This is a genomic window from Streptomyces sp. NPDC048484 (assembly GCF_040651415.1).
In the GTDB taxonomy this organism is placed as follows: domain Bacteria; phylum Actinomycetota; class Actinomycetes; order Streptomycetales; family Streptomycetaceae; genus Streptomyces.
In genome coordinates this window covers 204,030-227,931 of record NZ_JBEZJY010000005.1, presented here as the reverse complement: position 1 = coordinate 227,931, position 23,902 = coordinate 204,030, and the positions used below count along the sequence as shown (strand labels likewise).

General features: G+C 69.7%; 12 protein-coding genes and 3 pseudogenes. 12 read left to right on the top strand and 3 right to left on the bottom strand.

Annotation, left to right across the window (positions count from 1 at the left end; translation table 11 throughout):
* Positions 1-50: 50 nt before the first annotated feature.
* From AB0D14_RS07240 to AB0D14_RS07230, 3 genes are all read left to right on the top strand, one after another.
* Positions 51-2,972 carry an ATP-binding cassette domain-containing protein gene (locus tag AB0D14_RS07240; RefSeq protein ID WP_362775693.1) on the top strand — a complete coding sequence of 974 codons (2,922 nt, stop codon included), beginning with the start codon at positions 51-53 and terminating at the stop codon, positions 2,970-2,972.
* Positions 2,969-3,805, top strand: coding sequence for an ABC transporter ATP-binding protein (locus AB0D14_RS07235; protein WP_362775691.1), 837 nt, complete (start codon positions 2,969-2,971; stop codon positions 3,803-3,805). Before AB0D14_RS07240 ends, AB0D14_RS07235 begins: the two co-directional genes overlap by 4 nt.
* 314 nt (positions 3,806-4,119) lie before the next feature.
* Entirely contained in the window at positions 4,120-4,908 is a 789-nt protein-coding gene (locus AB0D14_RS07230; protein WP_362775817.1) for an aldo/keto reductase, read from the top strand.
* A gap of 142 nt (positions 4,909-5,050) precedes the next feature.
* Here the strand turns inward: AB0D14_RS07230 and AB0D14_RS07225 are convergent, their stop codons facing one another.
* A complete protein-coding gene (locus tag AB0D14_RS07225; RefSeq protein WP_362775689.1) occupies positions 5,051-8,536 on the bottom strand; it encodes a hypothetical protein in 3,486 nt (1,161 codons plus the stop codon).
* A gap of 267 nt (positions 8,537-8,803) precedes the next feature.
* Between AB0D14_RS07225 and AB0D14_RS07220 the strand changes: the two genes are divergently transcribed.
* Positions 8,804-10,213, top strand: coding sequence for a glycosyltransferase family 39 protein (locus tag AB0D14_RS07220; protein WP_362775688.1), 1,410 nt, complete (start codon positions 8,804-8,806; stop codon positions 10,211-10,213).
* Positions 10,214-10,270: 57 nt separating this feature from the next.
* On the opposite strand, the gene AB0D14_RS07215 is transcribed toward AB0D14_RS07220, so the two are convergent.
* Together AB0D14_RS07215 and AB0D14_RS07210 are read right to left on the bottom strand one after the other, a co-directional pair.
* Positions 10,271-11,188, bottom strand: coding sequence for a class I SAM-dependent methyltransferase (locus AB0D14_RS07215; RefSeq protein WP_362775686.1), 918 nt, complete (start codon positions 11,186-11,188; stop codon positions 10,271-10,273).
* A gap of 152 nt (positions 11,189-11,340) precedes the next feature.
* Complete coding sequence (locus AB0D14_RS07210) at positions 11,341-13,050, bottom strand: glycoside hydrolase family 6 protein (RefSeq protein ID WP_362775684.1); 1,710 nt, start codon at positions 13,048-13,050, stop codon at positions 11,341-11,343.
* A gap of 517 nt (positions 13,051-13,567) precedes the next feature.
* On the opposite strand from AB0D14_RS07210, the gene AB0D14_RS07205 reads away from it, so the two are divergent.
* The 8 genes and pseudogenes from AB0D14_RS07205 (at position 13,568) to AB0D14_RS07170 (ending at position 23,760) form a co-directional block, all read left to right on the top strand.
* Positions 13,568-16,480, top strand: a complete 2,913-nt coding sequence (locus AB0D14_RS07205; protein ID WP_362775683.1) for a glycoside hydrolase family 48 protein — start codon at positions 13,568-13,570, stop codon at positions 16,478-16,480.
* Positions 16,481-16,586: 106 nt separating this feature from the next.
* The gene (locus AB0D14_RS07200) at positions 16,587-19,301 is read left to right on the top strand and encodes a cellulose binding domain-containing protein (protein WP_362775681.1); all 2,715 of its coding nucleotides are present in this window, start codon (positions 16,587-16,589) and stop codon (positions 19,299-19,301) included.
* 66 nt (positions 19,302-19,367) lie between these two features.
* The gene (locus AB0D14_RS07195) at positions 19,368-20,198 is read left to right on the top strand and encodes a helix-turn-helix transcriptional regulator (RefSeq protein ID WP_362775679.1); all 831 of its coding nucleotides are present in this window, start codon (positions 19,368-19,370) and stop codon (positions 20,196-20,198) included.
* A 266-nt stretch (positions 20,199-20,464) separates the two neighbouring features.
* A pseudogene (locus tag AB0D14_RS07190) lies at positions 20,465-20,785 on the top strand (transposase); the annotation flags it as partial.
* Positions 20,786-20,914, top strand: a pseudogene (locus tag AB0D14_RS07185) (IS5/IS1182 family transposase); the annotation flags it as partial.
* A gap of 41 nt (positions 20,915-20,955) precedes the next feature.
* The gene (locus tag AB0D14_RS07180; RefSeq protein ID WP_362775677.1) at positions 20,956-21,174 is read left to right on the top strand and encodes a DUF4291 family protein; all 219 of its coding nucleotides are present in this window, start codon (positions 20,956-20,958) and stop codon (positions 21,172-21,174) included.
* Between the two features lie 1,054 nt (positions 21,175-22,228).
* Positions 22,229-22,686, top strand: a pseudogene (locus AB0D14_RS07175) (DUF4291 domain-containing protein); the annotation flags it as partial.
* A 219-nt stretch (positions 22,687-22,905) separates the two neighbouring features.
* Positions 22,906-23,760 (top strand): hypothetical protein, encoded by an 855-nt coding sequence (locus AB0D14_RS07170; protein ID WP_362775676.1) that lies wholly within the window; start codon positions 22,906-22,908, stop codon positions 23,758-23,760.
* The last annotated feature ends 142 nt before the right edge of the window (positions 23,761-23,902 follow it).

Genomic DNA, 23,902 nt, shown 5'->3' with positions numbered 1-23,902 from the left:
AAGCGGGGGTGCAGGGGTGGGGTGACTCGGCAGGGATGGAGTGACTCGGCATGGCCGACCTTCTCGGATTCGTCCTGAGCGGACTGGTGTCGGGCGCGCTGTACGCGCTGCTCGCCACCGGTCTCGTGCTCTCCTACTCGGCGTCGGGCCTGTTCAACTTCGCCCACGGCGCCACCGCCTATCTGTGCGCTCTCGCCTTCTACGAACTGCACTCGGGCTTCGGCTGGCCGGCCGTTCCGACCGCGGTGCTGCTGGTGTGCGTACTGGCCCCCGCACTCGGCCTGGGCCTCGACCGGCTGATGTTCCGCAAGCTGGCGCGGGTCGGTGAGACGGCCCAGATCGTCGCCACCATCGGCCTCCTTGTCGCGCTGCCCGCGCTGGGGCTGTGGATCGTCGAGCTGCTGGCGGACGCGGGCACGTCCGTGAAGCCGGCCGAGAACCAGTTCGGGCTGCCGGGTGTCGGGCCCAGTCCCGCGGCGTCCTGGCAGTTGGCCGACGGCGTCGGCGTCGACTCCGACCAGCTGATCATCTGGGTCACGACGGCCGTGGTGGCCCTCGGCCTGTGGGTCCTGATGCGGCACACCCCGCTGGGACTGAAGCTCAGGGCCGCCGTCGACAACCGCTCGCTGGTGGAACTGCGGGGGCTGAGCGCGGACCGGTTGTCCTCGATCGCGTGGATGCTGTCGTCGGGGCTCGCGGGTCTGGCGGGTGTGCTGGCCACCCCGCTTCTCGGGCTGTCCGCGCACGATTTCACGCTCTTCCTCTTCGTCTCGGCGACGGCGGCGGTGCTCGGCCGCTTCGTCTCCGTGCCGCTGGCGTTCGCGGGCGGTCTCGGACTCGGGGTGCTGCAGAACCTGGTCGCCGGGTACGCGGACTTCGCCGAGCGGATCACCGGATTCCGTACCGCCGTGCCCTTCCTGATCCTCTTCGCCGGGCTGCTGCTGATGACACGGCGCCGGCGCACGGCGGGCACGGCGGCGGCGGACCCGCCACCGGTCGACTATCTGGCGGGGCGGTCCCGGCTGCGGCGGTGGGGCCCGTGGGCGGTGGCCGCCGCCCTGCTCGCGGCGTCCTTCTACACGGTGACGACCCCTTTCTGGAGCGGCATTCTCGCCCAAGGGCTCGCCCTGTCCCTGGTGTTCGTCTCCTTCACGGTGGTGACGGGGCTCGGCGCGATGGTGTCGCTGGCGCAGGCGACCTTCGTGACGGGAGCGGCGCTGGTGGCGGGGCTCCTGATGAGCCATGGCTGGCCGTTCGTGGCGGCGGCCGCCGTGGGCACGTGTGCGGCGGCGGTGCTCGGCGCCCTGGTGGCCCTCCCTGCGCTGCGGCTCGGTGGCCGCTCGCTCGCTCTCGCGACCCTCGCGCTCGCCTTCCTCGCCGACCAGGTCCTGTTCCAGATCGGCTGGCTGCGCAACGGCGACACGGGGTGGGCGGTCCCCCGGCCGGCCCTCGGTCCGGTGGATCTCGACGACGACCGGGCGCTCGGGGTCGCGCTGACCGTGCTGGTCACCGCCGCCGTCGCCGCGCTCAGCGCGCTGCGCGACTCGCCGTCCGGCCGGGCGATGCTCGCGGTGCGCTCGGCGCCCGCGGCGGCAATGGCCTCCGGGGTGTCGGTCGTACGCACCAAACTGGTGCTGTTCACCCTGTCCGCCGGCCTCGCGGGCTTCGGCGGCGTCATGTACGCCTCCTACAACACCCGCGTCACCGCTACCGACTTCACCGCGATGACGGGGCTGATCTGGCTCGCGGTGGTCGTGGCGGCGGGGCTGCGGCGCCCGCAGTTCGCGGTGGTCGCCGGACTGGTGTACGCCCTCGTACCGCATCTCATCTCGGACTACGTCACCGAGTCCGTGCACCTCCCGGTGATCCTCTTCGGCCTGGCGGGCCTGGCCCTGGCGAACGACCCGGACGGGTACTGCGCGGCGGTACCGGTCCGGCTGCATCGGCGGCGGGCGGCGTCCGCGTCCGACCTGCACGCCCTGTCGGGCGTCCCGTCCGACGGGACGGCCACGCACGGCTTCCAGGCCGGCCGCCCCGAAGCGGCCGGCCCCAACGCAGGCGGCCTCAAGGCGAGCGGCCCCAACGCGGGCGACCTCAACGCGAGGGGTCTCAAGGCGAGCGGCTTCCCGGCGCTGCCGGACTCCCCCGGCGAACCGCCCTCGTCTGCCCCCATACCCACGCCTGCCGCCGCACCCACACCCGCGTCCGCGCCCGCCCTGCGCCTGTGCGGCATCCGTGCCGGTTACGACGGCGCGCCCGTGCTGCACGGGGTGGATCTCGCCGTGCGCCCCGGCGAGATCCTCGCGCTGCTCGGCCCGAACGGGGCCGGCAAATCGACCACATGCCGGGTCGCCGCGGGGCTCATGCCTCCACTGGACGGCCGGGTGTACGTGGCAGGACGCGACGCCACCAGGGACGGAGCCGTACGCCGGTCACGCGCCGGAGTGGTCCTGGCGCCGGAGGGGCGAGGCATCTTCCCGGCCCTCACCATCGAGGAGAACCTCGCCCTGTATCTGCGGCGGCGGGACGCACGCGAGGCCGTGTACGAGCGTTTCCCCGGCCTCGCCGGACGCCGCGGCGTCCCCGCCGGTGCCCTCTCCGGCGGGGAACAGCAGATGCTCGCTCTCGCCCCTCTCCTCCAGCGCCCCCCGCAGGTCCTGATCGCGGACGAACCGTCGCTCGGACTCGCACCCCGCGTCGTCGAGGAGGTGTTCCGCCTGCTCGCCGAACTCCGCGACCACGGAACGGCCCTGCTGCTCGTGGAGGAGAAGGCGACCGAGGTGCTGGAGGTCGCGGACACGGTCGCGTACCTGGCGCAGGGGCGCGTGACATGGTGCGGTCCGCGCACCGCCGTGGAGGCGGACCGGCTGACGGAGGCGTACCTGGGACTCGCGGCCACGCCCGGGACGGACCCCGGGCTCCCCGCGCCGCCGACGGCTCCGGCCGCGAACGAGGGAGTGGTCCGGCCATGACGAGCACGAGCGCCCCCGCCCTCCACCCCGCCCCACGCCCCGTCCTGCGCGCAGACCGCGTCGGCGTCCGTTTCGGCGGCGTCCGAGCCCTCGACGACGTGAGTCTCACCCTCCACCCCGGCGAGATCTGCGGACTCATCGGCCCCAACGGCGCCGGAAAGACCACCCTGTTCGACGTGCTCTCCGGCATCCGTCGCCCCGACGAGGGCCGCGTCCGCCTGGACGGGACGGACGTGACCCGCCGCTCCCCCGTCTGGCGCGCCCGTCACGGGATGCGCCGCACGTTCCAGCGCCAGCAGTTGTTCGGGCAGCTCACGGTGGCCGACAACCTGGTGGTGGCCCAGGAGTGGCGCGGTGGCGGAGGCGGACTCGCGGCCGACCTGTTGGCGGCGCCGACACGGCGTACGTACGAGAACGACCGCCGGGCCCGGGCCGCCGAGGTGCTGCGCGCCTGCGGCCTCGACGGCCTCGGTGACACCTACGCCGCCGCCCTCCCGGTGGGCCGGGCCCGTATGGTCGAACTGGCCCGCGCCGTCGCGGATCCGCCCCGGGTGCTGCTGCTGGACGAACCCGCCTCCGGGATGACGGCCGACGAGAGCCGCCATCTCTCCGCCGTCGTCCGCCGGCTGTCCGAACAGGAGGGCTGCGCCGTCCTCCTCGTCGAGCACAACGTCGCCTTCGTCATGGAGCTGTCCACCCGGGTCGTCGTACTCGACCTGGGCCGGGTCCTGGCCGAAGGCACTCCCGCCGAGGTGCACGCCGACCGGCGGGTGCGGGACGCGTACCTGGGCACGACGGCGGTCACATCAGCTGGTGACCCCGCAGCTTCGTGAGCAGGAGATGGCAGCACCCCGCCGCGTCCGCAGGCATTCACATACGTGCGGCGAGTTCACTGACGTGTAACCGAGTTTGCGGCATGACGGGCTGCGGTCAATGGTTCGGTCCTAGGATCGAGGGTACTTTCCGGTCGATCTCCCTCTCGACCGGCGAACGCACGGGGCAGGAATGCACAACAGCCCGTGATCGTTCACGATGGAGTACCACTGACGTATCACCCCGGCGTCCCACCCGACGCCCCACCCGACGACCTAAGGATCGAGAGCTCGTGAGCAAGGTCCCCCCGATCATCCTGAACAACGGCGTCGAGATGCCGCAGCTGGGCTTCGGTGTCTGGCAGGTGCCGGACGACGAGGCCGAGCGAGCCGTCGCCTCCGCGCTGGAGGCCGGGTACCGCAGCATCGACACCGCGGCGATCTACGGCAACGAAGCAGGCACCGGCAAGGGCCTCAGGTCCTCCGGTATCGCCCGCGAGGACCTCTTCGTCACCACCAAGCTCTGGAACGCGGAGCAGGGGTACGACTCCACGCTGCGTGCCTTCGACGAGTCCCTGGACCAGCTGGGTCTCGACTACGTCGACCTGTACCTCATCCACTGGCCGATGCCGGCCAAGGACAGGTACATCGACACGTACAAGGCGTTCGAGAAGATCCACGCGGACGGCCGCGCCAAGTCCATCGGTGTCTCCAACTTTCTGCCGGAGCACCTGGAGAGGCTGGCCGACGCGACGTCCGTCGTCCCTGCCGTCAACCAGATCGAGCTGCACCCGCACCTGCAGCAGTCCGCGTCCCGTGCTTACCACGCGGAGCAGGGCATCGCCACCGAGGCCTGGTCCCCGCTCGGACAGGGCAAGGGCCTCCTGGAGGTCCCGGCCATCGTCGCCATCGCCCAGAAGCACGACCGCACGCCTGCCCAGGTCGTCCTGCGCTGGCACCTCCAGCTGGGGAACGTGGTGATCCCCAAGTCCGTGACCCCGTCCCGGATCAAGGAGAACATCGACGTCTTCGGCTTCTCCCTCGACACCGAGGACATCGCCGCCATCAGCGCACTGAACGAGGACCGCCGCCTGGGCTCCGACCCGGCGACGGTCAACGACTGACCGCGTCTGAACGCGCCTGACCGGCCGGACCACCGGCCGCACAGCCGCACGACATGACGGAGCCGCCGCCCGAGTGGATAGGGCGGCGGCTCCGTCATGTCGCCCGCGGCCCCGCGGGCACTCAGGCGCTCGGACGCCGTCGTCAGCACGTCCGCCGGTAGGACACCGTGGGCAGGTAGGTACGCCACTGCTTCTCGGTCGCGCCACCGCCCGCCCGGGCGCACACCACCGCGGCGGCCTTCCCCGCGTCCAGCGCGTATCCCCGTGGCGGCAGATGTGGTGTGGCCACCCGCAACTCCCGTTCGCCGCGGGTGAACCCGACCGCGAGGACCGGACCGTCCCCCACCTGCACCGACGCGGGCGACAAACGGGGCGAGGCGGTCTCCCATACGCGTACGAACCCGTCCTCGGTGCCTGCCGCCAGCAGCGAGCCGTCGGAGGAGAAGGCGAAGGCCGGGGGCTCCACGTCGTCGTCGGTGTCGACGAGCACGGCGATCCGCTGCCAATCACGGGCGTCCCAGAGCGAGATCCGCCCGTTGCCGACGGCGACGGCCAGGAGGCGCCCGTCAGGACTGAAAGCCGCCGACTCCACTACGTCCTCACCCTGGACAGCCTTGCTTGTCCGGCCCGTAGGCACGTTGATCAGGTCACCCCCCGTGGTGAGGAGGGTGCGTCCCGTGGAGGAGATGGCCGCGGGCGATGTCTGCGCCGTACCCACCGTCCAGCTCCGGGGCCGGTTGCCTCTGCGCCGGACCTCGATGCCGTCGATGATGGTGACAGCGGTGAAGACCGTGCCGTCCCGGGCCACGGCCCAGGTCATCCACGACGGCCCCGACGACGGCAGCACTCTCCCGCTCCGGTCGAACAGCACGCGGGTGCGCGACTTCTGCTGCCGCGTCACGTCACCACCGACCAGGCCGTCGAGCGACAACGTGCGAACACTGTTCGTCTGACTGCCCTCGCGGTAGCGCAGTACCGCGTCCTCCGTGTCCAGGCGGTACTCGCTCACCGTGCGGTTGGACACCGGAAAAGTGATGAGCGGCCGGTCGGGACTGTCCGTGCGCCAGACCGCGAAGAGATCTCCGGACCAGGTCAGGGCGTAGGTACCCGTGCTGTCGAAACGCACGGCGGTCTCCCCCGAGCCGTGCAGTGGCAACACCGGGCGCTCGCGCTCCGCACGGAAGTCCCAGGTGTGGACGCCGTCCGGGTTCACGACGGCGACGGCCCGGCTGTCAGGTGTGAAGTCGAACTCGCTGCCGCTTGAGCCGCAGAGGCGCTTTGCCATGCGACGCGGCCAGTTGGGCGTCACGCGGCGGCCGGTGACGATGTCGTGGATCTCCAGTTTCGCCTCGGGCCGGACGCACCAGGCGACCCACCGGTCGTCCCGGCTCACCACCGGCATAGGGCCGCTGTCCTGGGCCCGCCCGTACGCGAATAGGCGTTTCTGCCGCCGCACGTCCCACACCTGGATCCGTGCACGGTCACCGTCCACGAGCCTCCTGTCGATCAACAGGCGGCCGCTCGGCGAGAACGCCCCGTCGGCGTCGCCCCGGTCACCGGACGGGACACGCCGTGTGGTCCGGCTCGTCAGGTCACGTACGGCGATCCCGTCCTCTGTGTGGTACGCGATCCACCGCCCGTCCCCGGACACATCGGTGACGCCCTTGGAGACCCCGGGTATCCGCACGGACAAGGCTTCGCGCTCAGCGCGCACGTCCCACTGGGTGACCCGGTCGCGGGCCACGGTGGTGAGGAGGCGACCGTCCCCGCTCAGCCACGAGGGCTTGTTCACGGCCAGTGTGTCGGGCGGTGTGTACGCCGACTGCTCACGCCCCCCGGCGGCCGACCGTACGGCCGCCCGGGTCTCCGGCAGGTCCGCGATCCGCCAGGCCGCGACGGACAGCCGCATCGCGGTCCGTGGGTCGGAGGTGCGCAACTCCCCCGCCACGTCCGCGATCCGGCGGGCCTCGGCCTCGTCGCGCTGCCGGGCGTTCGTGCCACTCTGCTGCCAGGCGGACAGGCCGGCCACGACAGCGACGCACAGCAGCGCCGCCAGCGCGGCCGTGAGGGTGCGCAGCCGCCGGGTGGTACGCGTGGCCGCGCGCACCCCGCGCTCGTACGACTCCGTGCTCGCGGTCAGGAAGTCGCGCTCCAGCGGGCTCAGGCACGAGAGGTCGGTGAAGGTCTCGCGGGCCGCGGTGAGCCGGGTGCCCCGGTACAACGCGCCCGGGTCACAGGCGAGTTCGGTCCAGGACTGGGCCGACTCCGTCAGTCGCCGGTGCAGCCGCAGCCGCTCCCGGTCCTCGTCGATCCAGCTCTTCAGCCGTGGCCAGCCGTCGATGAGCGCCTCGTGGGCCAGCTCGACGACCGTGCCGTCGACCGTCAGCAGGCGAGCTCGGACGAGGCGTTCGAGTACCTGTTCGGTGGCGGGGTCGGTGGCGAGTTCGGCACGGCCGACCGGGCGGCGGGTGTCGGAGGTGCCCTCGCCCGGTGACACCATACGCAGCAACAGCGCGCGAGCGGCGATGCCTTCGGCCGCCGTGAACGTGTCGTGGATCGCCTCCGCCGTGTGGGCGACCGCGCCGCGTACGCCCCCGATCGCGTCGTACGCGGCCTCGGTGAGCGTCTTGGCGGAACGCCGCCGCCACACCTCGCGCAGGGCGTGCGCCATCAGCGGCAGACCGCCCGGTTCACCCGCCACGTCGGCCACGATCCGGGCGGTCAGGGCGCGTTCGACGACGAGCCGCGCGGTGGCGGCGGGCCGGACGATCGCCTCGCGCAGGCGGTCCGGCGGCATGGGGCCGACGAGGAGGTTCGCGTCGGACAGCGCCTCGGCGAGCGGGCCGTACTCCGCGCAGCGGCCGTAGAAGTCGGCACGGACGGCCAGGATCACGCGCAGCCGGCTGCCCGGATCCCGTGCGGCGAGCAACTGGTCGAGGAACGCGGCCCGTTCGGCCGGGTCGTGGCAGAGCGAGAACACCTCCTCGAACTGGTCGACGACGAGCAGCGTGTCCCCCGTACCTTCCCCGGCCCCTCCTCCGGGCCCTTCTCCGGCCCCTCCTCCGGCGCGCGGTGTGAAGAGGGCACGGTGGGTGCGGGCGGGACGATCGCCCGGGGTGAGGATCCTGATGGCGTCGAGCCCCTCGCCGGATGCCCGCAACGCGGGTACCAGGCCGGCCCGCAACAGGGACGACTTGCCGCTGCCGGAGGCACCGATGACGGCCAGGATCCGCCGCCTGCCGGTCAGTTCGACGAGTTCCGCGACCAACTCGTCACGCCCGTGGAACGCGTACCGGTCGTCCGTCCCGAAACGGGCGAGCCCCGGATACGGCGAGTCACCGTCCTGTGGTGCCCTGCCGTCGGCCTCCTCGGTGAGGGCCTCGCCCCACCGGCGCTCCCACTCGTGCGGATCGCCTCCGCACACGGTGACGTAGGCGAGGAGCACGGGCAGCGAGGGCAGCCGTTCGCCGGCCGCCGCGGCGGAGAGCGTCGGTGCCGAACAGGGAACGTCCCTGGCCATGTGCCGGTAGGTGGGGCCGCCCGCCTCGTCCCGGAGTTTGCGCAGTTCGTACGCGAAGCGCTGCACGGGCCCCGCGGCCGGGTCCAGCGGTTTCTCTCGGCGTCCCACAGGTGTCTCCCCCGCCCCCCGGTCCCGGACACAACCGTTTCCCACGGCACGGTAGCAAGCCCCTCGGCCGCCCCGACCTGCGTCCGGCCACGGCCAAAGCCGCCGGAATCCGATTGATCGGCGGCCGGAGCGGGCCTGCGCATCAATCCTCCGGCGGCTGGACTCGGCAACTCCGAGTCCCTCCGTCGTCACCCCGCCGACGACGCCGACGTACGGGAGTTCGTCATCGCCACCGCGCAGTCCGTCCGCCCGGCCCCCACCACGACCGTGCGCCTTCCGGGCGTCGTCCCCCGGCGCCCCGGCCGGCTTCTCCTGCTGCTGCCCGTCCTCCTCGCCCTCGTCCTCGGCCTGTGGGGCGTGCGCCGGGGCGGCTCGCTGTGGCGGGACGAGGCCGTCACCTACGACATGGCGCACCGGAGTCTGCCCGACCTGTGGGGCACGCTCGGCAACGCGGACGCGGTGCACGGGGCGTACTACCTCCTCATGCACGCCCTGTACGCCGTGTTCGGCGACGCCGACCCGCTCCTCGTCATGCGACTGCCGTCGGTCCTCGCCACGGCGGCGGCCACGGCGGGCGTGGTCCGGCTCGGGCACCGGCTGGCAGGCGCGCGCTCGGGCCTGTCGGCGGGCTTCGTCTTCGCCCTTCTGCCGCCCATGCAGGAGTACGCGCAGGAGGGCCGGTCGTACGCGCTGGTCTGCGCGCTGGTCGTGTGGGCCACGTATGCGCTGGTGCGGGCGGTGGCCGCGCGGGACACGAGGCTCTGGGTCGGGTACGGCGCGCTGATGCTCGCGGCCTGTCTGCTGCACGAGTTCGCGGTCCTCGCCCTGGCCGCGCACGGGCTCGCCGTCCCGCGCGCGACCCGGCGTCGCTGGGCCGCCACCTCGGCCACCGTGACCCTGGGGCTCGCGCCCGTCGCGGTACTGAGCACGGGCCAGTCCCAGCAGGTCGGGTGGATCGGCTTCGACGTCGCCTCGTACGTCACGTTCGCGGGCGTGGCCGCCCTCGGCACGGCCTGCGCACGCGTCCTCCCCTTGGGTACCGGGCGGGCCCTCGACCTCAGAACCCTCGCCCTCGCCCTCCTTCTCGCACCCACGGTCCTGCTCATGCTGATGTCCGTGCTCCAGCCCCTGTACCTGGACCGGTACGTCCTCTACGGCAACGCGGGACTCGCCCTGCTGATCGGCGCCGCGCTCCACCGGCTCGGCAGAGTGGGCCTGATACGGGTCACGGCGTCGGCGACCGTCCTCGCCCTGGTCCCCGGTTCCCTGTACCTGCGCGACTCCGCGAGCCGCACCGACGACGTCACGGCCATCGCCCGCACCGTCCAGGAACTGGGCGAACCCGGCGACGGAGTGCTCTACATGCCCCTGCGCCGCCGCGTGTGGTCACTGCCGCGTCCCGAGGCCGTCGAGGGCCTCCGGGACCTCGCACTGGCCCGCTCTCCGCACGCCTCGCGCACCCTGTACGGCACGGAGGTGTCCCCCTCCGAGATCCGGTCCCGCATGCTCGCCACCCCGAGGATCGTCACGGTCCGCGACCCGGCCGGCCAACCACTGGACGCCTTCGCGGGGGAAGCCGTGAAGCGGGGCGTGCTCAAGGCCCACTTCGAGGAGTGCACCATCCGCGAGGCACACGGAGCCCGGATCACGGTGTACGCACGCCCGGGCGAATGCTGATGGGCTGCGCGGCCGGCCCCCGAGCCCCGCACCATGCACACCACCCCGGGCGAAGCGTCATGCCTTCACCCCGACGTACACGGTCAGCGCGGTGAGCACGAACACGTCCGGCCGGTGGAACACGCTTGCCTTGTCATCCGGGTCGAGGAGCCGGTTGAGGGTGGCGAGATCGTCGGCGTCGAGGCCTTCCGCGAGTCCGTCGCGGCGGTGGGTGAGGGAGGTGACGATGAACGCGCGAGCCTCCTCGGAGACCGGGGCGGGGATGTCGAGCAGGAACGTACGGGTCCCGGTGTGGCGCAGCCCGACCGCGGTCAGCAGGGCAGGCCAGTCCTCGACGTCCTCGACGACGGCACCGGGCAGTTCGGCCCGCATCCGGGCGAACCACTCCTCCTGGATCGCGTCCAGCCTGGCCTGCAGACCCGGGCGGCCGATGCCGATGTCACGCGGGAGGTGGCGCGGGGGCAGGCCGCCTTCCAGGAGAGCGAGGGTTCCGCCCGGCGCGAGCCGGTCGACGAAGCCGGCGAGGGCGGTCCGCTGGTCGCCGACGTGGTGCAGAGACCGGCTCGCCCAGAGAAGATCGGCCGGGTACTCCAGGTCGCCGAGCCCGTCGCCCAGCTCGGCCTGCAGCGTGCCGAAGCGGTCGGCGATCCCGTGGCGGGCGGCGCGGGTGCGGGCTGCCGCCAGGAGGGGTTCGGCCCCGTCCACGGCCATGACCCGGGCCGTGGGGAACGTGTCGGCGAGCAGGCAGGAGATGACACCGGGGCCGCTGCCCGCGTCCACGACGAGTTCGGGGTCCGGCCGCAGCTCCCGCAGCCAGCTCGCCGCCTCCGTGTAGAGCGGGGTGAACAGCTCGGCCTCCTGCACCAGCATCGGAAGCATCTCGGCGAAGTCGATGTGTGTGTGGCTGTGACCCTGACCCTGACCCTGACCCTGACCGTGGTCGCGGTTCTGGTCGTTTCCGTGATCGTGTGCCATGGCTGCGAGCCTCTCGTTCGGGTTACGCCCAGCGTGCTACGCAACCCCCGAAAACAGCTACGCGACTTGCGGAAACAGCAAAGAGTTCCCCGCGCCCCCGAAGGGGCGCGGGGAACGGCGCGATCCTTAGGCGACCCCGCGCGATACGGAGGTCACAGTGCCGGATACGCGTTCTTCATGAGCTCCTGGAACTGCGCCGAGAACCAGTGCCCGGACAGCGGCGCGTTCGCCAGCGCGCCCGACATGTTGTTGTTGTTCCGCGGGTTGCCGGTGTACGTCGGGTCGCACATCCGGTCGAAGCCCTTGCCCTCGTCGTTGGGGATGGCGGTGCTCGACCCGTCCGACTCGCCCGGCGGCTTCATCCACACGTACGCGTCGATACCGGTCGCCGGTGCCGCCTGCGGCCGTTCGCCCAGGCCCGCGCCCGACTGGTTGCACCAGTTGCCGAGGTGGATGCGCCGGTCGTACCGGCCCCCGTCGACGTAGGTGTCCACGCTGGTCGTCGGCCCGGCGGCGGTGGGCCGTGCCGTGCCGCCCCACCCGTTGCGGGAGGTGTCGATCAGCATGCCGATCCCGGAGGGGAAGCCGATCGAGACCAGTTGGGTACGCATGGCCTGCGCGTACGACTGCTCGTCGACGTACCGGTTCCAGTCGATCCACTTCGACGTGCGGACCGAGGCTCCGTTCACCGAGTCGTTGATCGTGAAGTAGGCCTCCTTCGTGGCGCTGTAGTTGGCGGTGTTCACGATGAAGCCGTGCACATCGGCGACGGTCGCGCCCTCGGCGGAGGCGGCCTCCTTGAAGATTGCGGCGGAGGGCGCGAAGTTGTCGTCCCAGCCGAGCCAGCCGTGATGTCCGGCGTCTATGTAGTTGTAGACATTGGGCACGTCACCGAGTTTGTTCAGCGCGTAGCCGACGCCCTTCACGTAGTTGCCGTTCGCCTTCATCGTGTCGCAGTTGGCGGTGGCGGTGGCCCGCGGTGAGACGTTCGTGACGAGGTTCGGCAGCGAGTCGATCTCGACGGTGGTGACGATGCGCAGGCCCGCGTACTTGGTGTCCGCGAGGATCGCCGCGATCGGGTCGATGTACTGGGTCTTGTACTTGTCGATCTCCGTCGGGCCGAGCTCGCCGTTCGAGGCCAGTGCGGAGCAGTCACGGCCGGGCAGGTTGTAGACGACCAGCTGGACGACCATCTGGTCCGAGCCCTTCTGCGCCAGCGCCGCGTCGAGATGGGCGCGCAGGCCCATGCCGCCGTTCACGCCGTTGATCGCGGCGATCCGGTCGAGCCACACGCCGGTCGGCTGGTTGGCGATGCGGCTGCCGCCGGTCTCGGCGGTGGCCTTCGCCTTCCACTCCGGGTTCACGTACACCTTGGCGCCCGCGTACGGGTTGTCCACCCTGTTGCCCGTTCCCGGATCGGTCGGGTCGGTGGGGTCGGTGCCTCCGTCGACGTTGCAGGTGACACCATCGAGGGTGAAGGTTGTGGGCAGCGCGTTGGTGCCGCTGTAGGTGCCGTTGAAGCCGAAGCTGACCGAACCGCCGGTCGCGAGGGTGCCGTTGTAGCTCTCGTTGGCGGCGGTCACCGCGGTGCCGCTCTGGCTGAGTTTCGCGTTCCAGCCGCTGGTGATCTTCTGGTTTCCGGCGTACGACCACTTCACGGCCCAACTCGACTTGGCCGCGCTGTTGTTGGTGACCTTCACCGCGGTGGTGAAGCCGGTGTCCCACTGGTTCTGGACGTTGTACTCCACGGTGCAGGGGACGGCGGCCACGCCGACGTCCGGGGGTATCGCCGCGACGGCGGCGCCCGCGGTCCCGGCGACCAGCGCCAGCGCCGCGAGAAGTGCAGTTCCGGTACGGCTCATGTGCACGGTGTCCTATCCGTCGAGGGCGCGCCGATGGTCACGCGGCCCGGTGCCGAACGACATGGGAGTGCAGTCGTGAGGGGAGATCAGGGCCGGCCCGGAGTCGCGGTCCCAGGTGTTCCGGGTCCGGCCCAGGCAGGAGAGTGCGCGGGAAAGTGCGCGCGTCGAAGCGCGTCGTGATGCGGCCGATGGCGATACAGGAGTGCGGTGGCGCCGACCGCTGGAAGAGTGAACGCGAAAAGGTGAACGCGGGGGTGTCCCATGAGCGACTCCTTGCAGTTCGGTCGCGCCGCTCCGGACGCGTCGACTGATGGAACCGCTCCCACTGGTGCGGACGAAGGTAGCGCCAAGTGTTGGTAAGCAACAGAGGAGTCGCACTCTTGATCTATCGAATCATTTCGACTCTTCAAGCACCTTGACCCCTTGCACCCCTCTCCCCAGTATGGGAGCGCTCCCACTGGTTCAAGGCTTGTTGCTCCTCCCCCCATCTCCGAGCCACAAGGAGAGGAACCAGAACATGGCACCCAGACGCAACCGCCGTGCGCGGCGGATGTGGACCGCCGTGGTGGCGGCCCTCGCCCTCCCGTTGGCCACGCTCACTGCCGGTGCAACTCCCGCACGGGCGGCGGCGGTTCAGTGCAGCGTGGACTACAAGACGAACGACTGGGGCTCCGGTTTCACCGCCGAGCTCACGCTCACCAACCGCGGCACCGAGGCGATCAGCGGCTGGGCCCTGACGTACGGCTACGCGGGCAACCAGCAGCTCAGCAACGGCTGGAGCGGTACCTGGTCGCAGTCGGGGAAGACGGTCACCGCGAAGAACGCGTCCTGGAACGGGACGATCGCGGTCGGGGCCGCCGTCACGACCGGCGCCCAGTTCACGTACAGCGGCGCCAACACCGCACCCACCTCCTTCGCGATCAACGGCACGGCCTGCGCCGGCGCCCACCAGCCGCCGATCACCGTACTGACCAGCCCCGCGGCGGGTGCCGTCTACTCCCAGGGCGCCGCGGTCCCGCTCGCCGCGACCGCCGCGGCCGCCGACAACGCGACGGTCAGCAAGGTCGAGTTCTACGACGACACGACGCTGCTGGGCACCGACACCAGCTCGCCCTACACACTCTCGGCCACCGGATTGACCGTGGGCAGCCATTCTCTGCTCGCGAAGGCGTACGACAGCCTGGGCGCGTCGGCGGAGTCCACACCGGTCGGCATCACGATCGCCTCGGGTCCCGCCGTGGTGGTCTCGCCGACCCAACTCGGCGTCCAGCAGGGCAGGACGGGCACGTACGACGTGAAGCTCTCGACCCAGCCGTCGGCGAACGTGACCGTGGCGACCGCTCGCGCGAGCGGCAACACGGGGCTGTCCGTCACCGGCGGGACGTCACTCACCTTCACGCCGTCGAACTGGGCCACAGCGCAGAAGGTGACCGTCACGGCCAATGCCACGGGTACCGGTTCGGCCGTCTTCGACTCGACGGCCGCGGGCCATGCGAAGGCCTCGGTCACCGTCACCCAGCTCGCCGCGTCGAAGGAGTACGACGCCCGCTTCCTGGACATGTACGGGAAGATCACCAACCCGGCGAACGGCTACTTCTCGCCGGAGGGCATCCCGTACCACTCGGTGGAGACACTGATCGTCGAGGCGCCCGACCACGGCCATGAGACGACCTCGGAGGCGTACAGCTATCTGCTGTGGCTCCAAGCCATGTACGGCAAGGTGACGGGCGACTGGACGAAGTTCAACGGCGCCTGGGACATCATGGAGAAGTTCATGATCCCCACGCACGCCGACCAGCCGACCAACTCGTTCTACAACGCCTCTAAGCCGGCGACGTACGCACCCGAGCTGGACACCCCGAACGAGTATCCGGCGCAGCTCGACTCGGGTGTCTCCGTCGGCCCCGACCCGATCGCCGCCGAGCTGAAGAGCGCGTACGGCACGGACGACGTGTACGGCATGCACTGGCTGCAGGACGTGGACAACGTCTACGGGTACGGCAACTCGCCGGGCAAGTGCGAGGCGGGCCCGACCGACACCGGACCGTCCTACATCAACACCTTCCAGCGCGGCGCGCAGGAGTCGGTGTGGGAGACGGTGCCGCAGCCGACCTGTGACGCCTTCAAGTACGGCGGCAGGAACGGCTACCTGGACCTGTTCACGAAGGACGCGTCCTACGCCAAGCAGTGGAAGTTCACCAACGCCCCCGACGCCGACGCGCGGGCCGTACAGGCCGCGTACTGGGCGGACGTCTGGGCCGAGGCCCAGGGCAAGGGCTCCGAGGTGTCGGCGACCATCGGCAAGGCGGCGAAGATGGGCGACTATCTCCGCTACTCGATGTACGACAAGTACTTCAAGAAGATCGGCAACTGTGTGGGGCCGTCGACCTGCCCCGCCGGCACCGGCAAGGACGCCTCGCACTACCTGCTGAACTGGTACTACGCGTGGGGCGGCGCCACCGACACCTCGGCCGGCTGGGCCTGGCGCATCGGTTCCAGCCACACCCACGGCGGCTACCAGAACCCCCTGGCCGCCTACGCGCTCAGCTCGTACGCCGATCTGAAGCCCAAGTCGGCGACGGGTCAGGCGGACTGGGGCAAGTCCCTGGACCGGCAGCTGGAGTTCTACCGCTGGCTGCAGTCCAGCGAGGGCGCCATCGCGGGCGGTGCGACCAACAGCTGGCAGGGCCGCTACGCGACGCCTCCCTCCGGGACGCCGACCTTCTACGGCATGTACTACGACGAGAAGCCCGTCTACCACGACCCGCCGTCCAACCAGTGGTTCGGCTTCCAGGCGTGGTCGATGGAGCGGGTCGCCGAGTACTACCAGCAGACGGGTGACGCGGAGGCCAAACTCGTCCTCGACAAGTGGGTCGACTGGGCGCTGTCCAACACCACGGTCAACCCGGACGGCTCCTTCCGTATCCCGAGCACCCTCCAGTGGTCGGGCAAGCCCGACACGTGGAACGCGACAACCCCCGGCGCGAACACGGGACTTCACGTCACCGTCGCCGACTACACGAACGACGTCGGAGTGGCGGCCGCGTACGCCAAGACCCTGACGTACTACGCCGACCGGTCCGGTGACACCGAGGCGAAGACCACGGCGAAGGCGCTCCTTGACGGCATGTGGGCGAACAACCAGGACGCCCTGGGCGTCGCGGTCCCGGAGACCCGCACCGACTACAGCCGCTTCGACGACAGCGTGTACGTCCCGAGCGGCTGGACCGGCACGATGCCGAACGGTGACGCCGTCAACTCGTCGTCGACGTTCGACTCGATCCGCTCCTTCTACGAGGACGATCCTGCCTGGTCGAAGATCGAGGCGTATCTGGCGGGCGGGGCCGCGCCCTCCTTCACGTATCACCGGTTCTGGGCCCAGGCGGACATCGCCCTCGCCATGGGCTCGTACGCGGAGCTACTCGAATAGCCCCGTGCTTCGCGTACACCGGGCCGGACGGCCCCCACCTCACTGGGGGCCGTCCGGTCCACATGACTTTCGCGTCTTCGTCCCCCCACGCAAGGAGAGGGTCACCGTGCGAAGAACCCCCGTCCTCACCGCCGTGCTCGGGCTCGCCGCCGGGCTGCTGGCCGGTACGCCTCCCGCACTCGCCGCGCAGGTCGTCGAGAAGGCGGCCCCGGCGGCGGCCGTCGCCGCCGACACGTACACCTGGAAGAACACCCGCATCGACGGGGGCGGCTTCGTTCCCGGCATCGTCTTCAACCGGTCCGAGAAGAACCTCGCGTACGCCCGGACCGACATCGGCGGCGCCTACCGCTGGCAGGAGGCGTCGAAGAGCTGGACCCCGTTGCTCGACTCGGTCGGCTGGGACCGCTGGGGGCACACCGGGGTCGTGAGCCTCGCCTCCGACTCCGTGGCGCCCGGCAAGGTGTACGCCGCCGTCGGCACGTACACGAACAGCTGGGACCCCGGCAACGGGGCCGTTCTCAGGTCCGCCGACCGGGGTGCGACCTGGCAGAAGGCCGACCTGCCGTTCAAGCTGGGCGGCAACATGCCCGGGCGCGGCATGGGCGAGCGGCTCGCGGTCGACCCCCACAAGAACAGTGTGCTGTATCTGGGCGCGCCGAGCGGCAAGGGTCTGTGGCGGTCCACGGACTCCGGCGCGTCCTGGTCACAGGTGACGAACTTCCCGAATGTCGGCAACTACGTGCAGGACGCGACCGACACCAGCGGGTACGCCTCCGACAACCAGGGCATCGCCTGGGTCACCTTCGACGAGTCGACGGCTACGGGCACCGACGCCACCAGGACCATCTATGTCGGGGTCGCCGACAAGGACAACGCCGTCTACCGCTCGACCGACGCGGGCGCGACCTGGTCCCGTCTCGGCGGGCAGCCCACCGGGTACCTGGCCCACAAGGGCGTACTGGACGCGGCGAACGGCTACCTCTACCTCGCGTACAGCGACAAGGGCGGGCCGTACGACGGCGGCAAGGGCCGGCTGTGGCGGTACGCGACGGCGACCGGCACCTGGACGGACGTCAGCCCGGTCGCGGAGGCCGACACCTACTACGGCTTCAGCGGGCTGACGGTCGACCGGCAGAAGCCGGGCACGGTGATGGCGACGGCGTACAGCTCCTGGTGGCCGGACACCCAGATCTTCCGCTCCACGGACAGCGGCGGCACCTGGACGAAGGCCTGGGACTACACGTCGTACCCGAACCGTTCGAACCGCTACACCATGGACGTGTCGTCCTCGCCCTGGCTGACCTGGGGCGCCAATCCGTCGCCGCCCGAGCAGACGCCCAAACTCGGCTGGATGACCGAGGCGTTGGAGATCGACCCGTTCAACTCGGCCCGCATGATGTACGGGACGGGCGCGACGGTCTACGGCACCGAAAACCTGGGCCAGTGGGACAGCGGCGGCCAGTTCACCATCAAACCGATGGTGCAGGGCCTGGAGGAGACGGCGGTCAACGACCTGGCCGCTCCCCCGTCCGGCGGCGCCCAACTCCTCAGCGCCCTGGGCGACATCGGCGGCTTCCGGCACACGGACCTCACCAAGGTCCCGTCGATGATGTTCACCTCGCCCAACTTCACCAGCACGACGAGCCTCGACTTCGCGGAGTCCGCCCCGGGGACAGTGGTGCGGGCCGGCAACCTCGACTCGGGTCCACATGTGGCGTTCTCGACGGACAACGGCGCCAACTGGTTCGCGGGCACCGACCCCTCGGGGGTGAGCGGCGGCGGCACGGTCGCCTCGGCCTCGGACGGGAGCCGGTTCGTGTGGAGCCCTGAGGGTGCGGGCGTGCACTACGCGACCGGGTTCGGCACGTCATGGTCGGCGTCGAGCGGCATCCCGGCCGGCGCGACCGTGGAGTCGGACCGGGTCGACCCCAAGACCTTCTACGGCTTCAAGTCCGGCAGGTTCTACGCCAGTTCGGACGGCGGAGCGACCTTCACCGCCTCGTCCGCGACCGGGCTGCCGAGCGGCGACAGCGTACGGTTCAAGGCGCTGCCCGGTACGAAGGGTGACGTCTGGCTGGCGGGCGGCGCGAGCGACGGCGCGTACGGGCTGTGGCACTCCACCGACTCCGGCGCGACCTTCACCAAGCTGGCGGGGGTCGAGCAGGCGGACACGATCGGCTTCGGCAAGGCGGCGGCCGGCGCGTCGTACCAGACGCTCTACACGAGCGCCAGGATCGGCGGCGTACGCGGCATCTTCCGCTCCACGGACAAGGGCGCGACCTGGACGCGCATCAACGACGACGCACACCAGTGGGGCTGGACCGGCGCCGCCATCACCGGCGATCCACGCGTCTATGGGCGCGTGTACGTGTCGACGAACGGGCGCGGTGTCGTCTACGGCGACTCGTCCGACGCGGGCGGCGGCGGGGACGGCGGCGGGGGTACGGATCCGACGCCGACCGGCGCCTGCGCGGTCACGTACAAGATCACGAACCAGTGGTCGGGCGGGTTCCAGGCGGACGTCCAGCTCGCCAACACCGGCTCGGCCGCCTGGACCGGCTGGTCACTCGGCTGGTCCTTCACCGACGGGCAGAGCGTCACCCAGGCGTGGAACACCGAGCACACGCAGTCCGGCGCGGCGGTCACGGCGAAGAACGTGAACTGGAACGCCAACGTGGCGGCCGGCTCGTCCGTGACCTTCGGCTTCACGGCCCGTTGGTCGGGCACGAACACCGAACCGGCGGCCTTCAAGCTCGGCGACCGGTCCTGCTCGGTGACCCGGCCCACTTCGGTGCCGAAGGGAGCCGCGGGCCGGGGGTGAGGCAGAGAAGCTCCTGGGAACACAAGTCGCGACCTGGCTGTTGGACCGGGCATGATGATCCGCAGCGTGGACACGACAGTGGACACGACACAGGAGCTGGCCGCGTTCCTGCGGACCCGGCGCGAACGCCTGGACCCGCACGATGTCGGGCTGCCGTCGCGTGGGCAGTCCCGGCGGACCCCGGGACTGCGCCGCGAGGAGGTCGCCGAGCTGGCCGGGGTCAGCATCGACTACATCGTGCGGCTGGAGCAGGCCCGGGGGCTGCGGCCCTCGGCGAAGGTGGCGGAGTCGCTGGCCCGGGCGCTGCGCCTGGCCCCCGACGAACGCGCCTACCTCTTCGACCTGGCCCGGCAGCGCCCCCACAACGCCGACGAGCCCGCCACCACTGCGGCGCCGCCGCTCGCCCAGTTGGTCGCCGACCTGTCGCCGCTGCCGGCCATGCTGATGAACCACCGCTACGACATCCTGGCCTGGAACAGCGAAATAGCGAGACTGCTGCTGGATTTCGACACCCTGCCGCCGTCGCAGCGCAATGTGATGCGGCTGTGCCTGATGTATTCGAAGATGAGCGATTTCTATGTCGACCGCGAACACGTCGTGCGGGAGGGGATCGCCCACCTGCGCACCGCGTGGGCCGCGCATCCGGAGGATCGGGCGTTGGGCGACCTCATCGCCGAGTTCATCACCGGTGACGAGCAGTTCGCGCGATGGTGGGGCGAGCGGGACGTCAAAGTCAACGGTCGCGGGCACAAGGTCATGCGTCATCCCGACGTCGGTGTGATCGCAGTGAATTTCGAAACACTCACACCACTTCAAGATCCGGACCAGCTGTTGGTGATCTACCGCGCCGCGGACGACGAAAGCCAGTCGGCGTTGGACCGGTTGTGCGCACGGTGATGCCGAACCGTGCACTCGCGCACTGAGCCGAACCGTCGTTCCGGCGTGTTGTGGAATTCATCGGTGAGATCCGGGCCGACATCACGCCGGGAACGTCTCGGCGTTGCCACCTACCGCACCGGGCAGCGGACACCCGTTCGAGTACCTTGGGCACCCTCGGCAACCGACTGTCCGAGGGAGATCGCGCACGGTGCCACCAGCCTGATCGCCGACCCGATGCCGCCTATCGCGAGGGCGACCAATTCGCGTACCACGCTTACGACTTCTCGGTGGCTGCCCTGAAGTCGATCCGGGCCGCCCGCCCGGACGGCGCCCCCATCTACGTGATCCTGGACAACCTCTCCGCACACAAGGGCACCAAGATCCGCGCCTGGGCGAAGAAGAACAAGGTGGAGCTGTGCTTCACCCCTACCAACGCCTCCTGGGCCAACCCGATCGAGGCCCACTTCGGGCCACTGCGGCAGTTCACCCTTGCCAACTCCCACCGTCCGAACCACACCACCGTGCAGACTCGCGAACTGCATGCCTGCCTGCGCCGGCGCAACGCCAACGCCCGCCACCCCGGCGTCCTGGCCGCCCAGCGCAAAGCCTGGCTCGCCGGATGCCGCCGCCTACACCGACGCTACGAACGCAAAGGGGACCACTTCCTGGCCTTCACCAGCATCGCCTGTACCCTCACCTGCTACCGCAGGCTCGACAGCCGTGTGTGCCGCTAATTCGATGGCGCGCATCGAACGGTGCCCTCACGCTGGTCACTGTGGCAGAACCCCAGCACCAGATCCGCGCCCTCTACACCGCTTCCACGGTCACCGTCTACCAGGCGTACGGGCCGGAGATCGGCCTTCCCGCGGCCCGGGGCGGTCACTTCCCGGCGGCCTGGCAGCGGGACCGGATGACATGGATCATCAAACCGCACTCACTGCCCCAGCGTCGGCAGGCCTGCTACACCTGTTGTGTTGTCGAGGTCATCATGTAGCTGCTGGTTTGTTCGCGGACTGGACGACGTGTCCGGGTCTGCATCATCTAGTGGTGCCGCTGTCGTCGCGGCCACTGCATTGACTCCCGGAGCGTGGGGACACTGCCATATGCAGTGGTTGCACGCTGGAGGGTTTGCGCCCGGAGGGTCCAAGGATGCCGCGTGGGAAGAGCCGGAGTCAGGAATCCGTGGTACGCGCGGATGCACGAACTCCGCATTCTTGCCCATCGCTACGAATCGGCTGTACAGGCGGCTAGATCGTCTCGAGAAGTAGCGCGGAGCGCCAGTCGACACGAGAGGCCTCACCCTGTCGAGCCAAACTGTCTGCAAAGCGGCGAACTGCTCGTCCAGCTTCGGCAACTGGTCATCGAGCTCTACGAACTCACGGTTTTTCAGCTGCCTAAGTGCCTGGGCCCTGAAACGTATCTGTCCCGGTGTGGGCGTCTTGGTTAGCTTGTCCAGGGCCTCGCACAAGACCCTGAGTCGTGCGGCGAATTCGTCGACCATGGAGGTATAGGAGGGAAGCTGACCAGCGAAGTCCTGCTGACTACCCATTTCCAAGGAAGTCTTCTCGATGAATGCATCGTACGTCTCGTGTGCCGACCAGCTAACCGGGCGTCGCTTTTTTCGCCCGCCCAACAAGTCGATTGTTCGTTCACAATCGGCCACTGCGGCCTCTGCAACTCCCCTGATGTGACCGCAGTATTCGCTAAGCGCTAACAGTGGCACACTGCGTTCCCTGCGTTCTCGGCGCGGCCCTGGGCGTGCCAAGAACGCCACTGCCAGAGCACCTACGGCACCGATGGCCGCCACCATGATCTCGGTCAGCACGGTTCCCCCTTCGCGCAGCCGAGCACCGTTACCACAGCCTCCTGGGAGGATAGGCCCGCAGTAGCCGGGAACGGGAGAGCCAGGGGCGCATCCCGGGCGCCATGACTGCGGTGCGACTTCCAGAAGCACCACTCAAGTCGACAGCAACGAACCGGAGTATCCAAACAGCGCAACTGACACGACCCATGGTGCCGCTGCAGACTCAGAAGTCTGCGAACACGGCTTGACGTGGATCAAGCCCTCCTTCCTCTGGATGATGTACCGCTGCGATGGGGCTCCAAGGACGGCCAGGAAACCCTCCTCGCCATCGAGATCACCCGTGAAGGCTTCGAATGGGCACTGGGACATGCCTGCCTGTCCCACTATGAGCACGGCCTGCATCTTGACCGTGCAACCTGGAAACGCCAGTTGAAGCAGTCTCCAACTCGGGTCCAGTGGGACCCGGAACGTGACCTGCACCTGCAACCGCTTCCTCACCGCTCGCTGCAGCTCGGTCTCACAGGAGAAGCCGCCCACCGCTACGCGGACGAGTGGACGGTCTCCATCACCGACATCACCACACTTGCGCACACGATTCACGGCCACGTACGGGACGGAGACCTGACCGCAGCACGACGCCTCCTACCCGCAGAGCATTCCTACCCAGTGCCCGAAGGAGGTTTGGACCACTTACACCGGTGACCAGAGCAGCCAATTGAGATGACTTCTTGGTTTCCGTGTAGAGATTGACTCCACCCATGGCTGCCCACCCTCCCACCGCCCGCAGTACCTCGATCGGATCGTGCAGCTGACTCACGGTCCGTAACCGGCCCATCTCAGGCGGCCAGGAAACAAGTGGCCTCCTGGGCCGCGCAGAAAGTAGTTTGTCCCCGCCCTGCACGCCGCCCACGAGGAGTTCCCATGTTCGAAAACATCCGGGGCCTTTCTCCAGAGCATGCCGCGCGACTTGCCTACCTGGTCGAGCAGTGTGAGCCGTTGCTGGACCAAGACGAGGGCATGGAGCATGTCCAGCGGCTGCTGCGGGACCTCGGGGCCGGGGTCCTTGACTCGATCGTCGTCACCCGGGAACTGCTGGCAGCCGGCCCTGGGGACCTCGGGCAAGCGAAGGGGATTGTGCTGTCGAGCGCCGCGCGGACCACCGAGCTGTCGGCGCATCAGCAACTCGTGGACGTGGTGGAGCAGGCGAAGGACGTTGCCGACGGCCTCCTGCAGCTGGCCCAGACCCAGGGGGCCACCACCAGGATCGTCGCCATCGACGGCACTGGAGGATCAGGCAAGACGACATTGGCTGCCGCGGTGGCCGGACACCTCGACGGTGCCGTCATCGTCCACGTCGACGACTTCTACCGTCCCATGCCCGACCGCGAGCGAGAGCAACTCGACGCGGAACAGGGCTACCACCGCTACTTCGACTGGGAACGCCTCCGGGACCAGGTACTGATCCCGCTGCGGGACGGCCAGGCCGCCCGCTACCAGATCTACGACTGGACCACCGGACAACTCGGAGCCCGGCACGAGATCGCCTCTGGAACCGTGGTAATCGTCGAAGGCGTCTACTCCATCCGCCCGGAGCTGGCCCACTACTACCACTTCACCGCTTACGTCGACACCCCTCGAGGCGTCTGCCTGCAACGGGTGCGAGGACGGGGCGAGAATCCCGAGGAGTGGATCAAACGTTGGCGTGCCGCCGAGGACTACTACCTGCACACCACATGGCCCCAGTCCAGAGCCAAGCTCGTCGTCAGGGGCTGCTGAAGCAGGAAGAGCGCATGATCACTGAGCCGACCCGAGGGGCCTGATGAGGTCAATGAGGCTCCTGGGGATGGCTCTTGAATTGGGTCTCCCCAGACGTTCCCCAGGAAGCGTGTTCTTGAAAGCGGCGGCCGTCAGCAGTGCG

Coding starts and splice junctions, on each gene's coding strand:
- AB0D14_RS07240 (WP_362775693.1), top strand. CDS start 51: ATGGCCGACCTTCTCGGATTCGTCCTGAGCGGACTGGTGTCGGGCGCG.
- AB0D14_RS07235 (WP_362775691.1), top strand. CDS start 2,969: ATGACGAGCACGAGCGCCCCCGCCCTCCACCCCGCCCCACGCCCCGTC.
- AB0D14_RS07230 (WP_362775817.1), top strand. CDS start 4,120: ATGCCGCAGCTGGGCTTCGGTGTCTGGCAGGTGCCGGACGACGAGGCC.
- AB0D14_RS07215 (WP_362775686.1), bottom strand. CDS start 11,188: ATGGCACACGATCACGGAAACGACCAGAACCGCGACCACGGTCAGGGT.
- AB0D14_RS07210 (WP_362775684.1), bottom strand. CDS start 13,050: ATGAGCCGTACCGGAACTGCACTTCTCGCGGCGCTGGCGCTGGTCGCC.
- AB0D14_RS07205 (WP_362775683.1), top strand. CDS start 13,568: ATGGCACCCAGACGCAACCGCCGTGCGCGGCGGATGTGGACCGCCGTG.
- AB0D14_RS07170 (WP_362775676.1), top strand. CDS start 22,906: ATGTTCGAAAACATCCGGGGCCTTTCTCCAGAGCATGCCGCGCGACTT.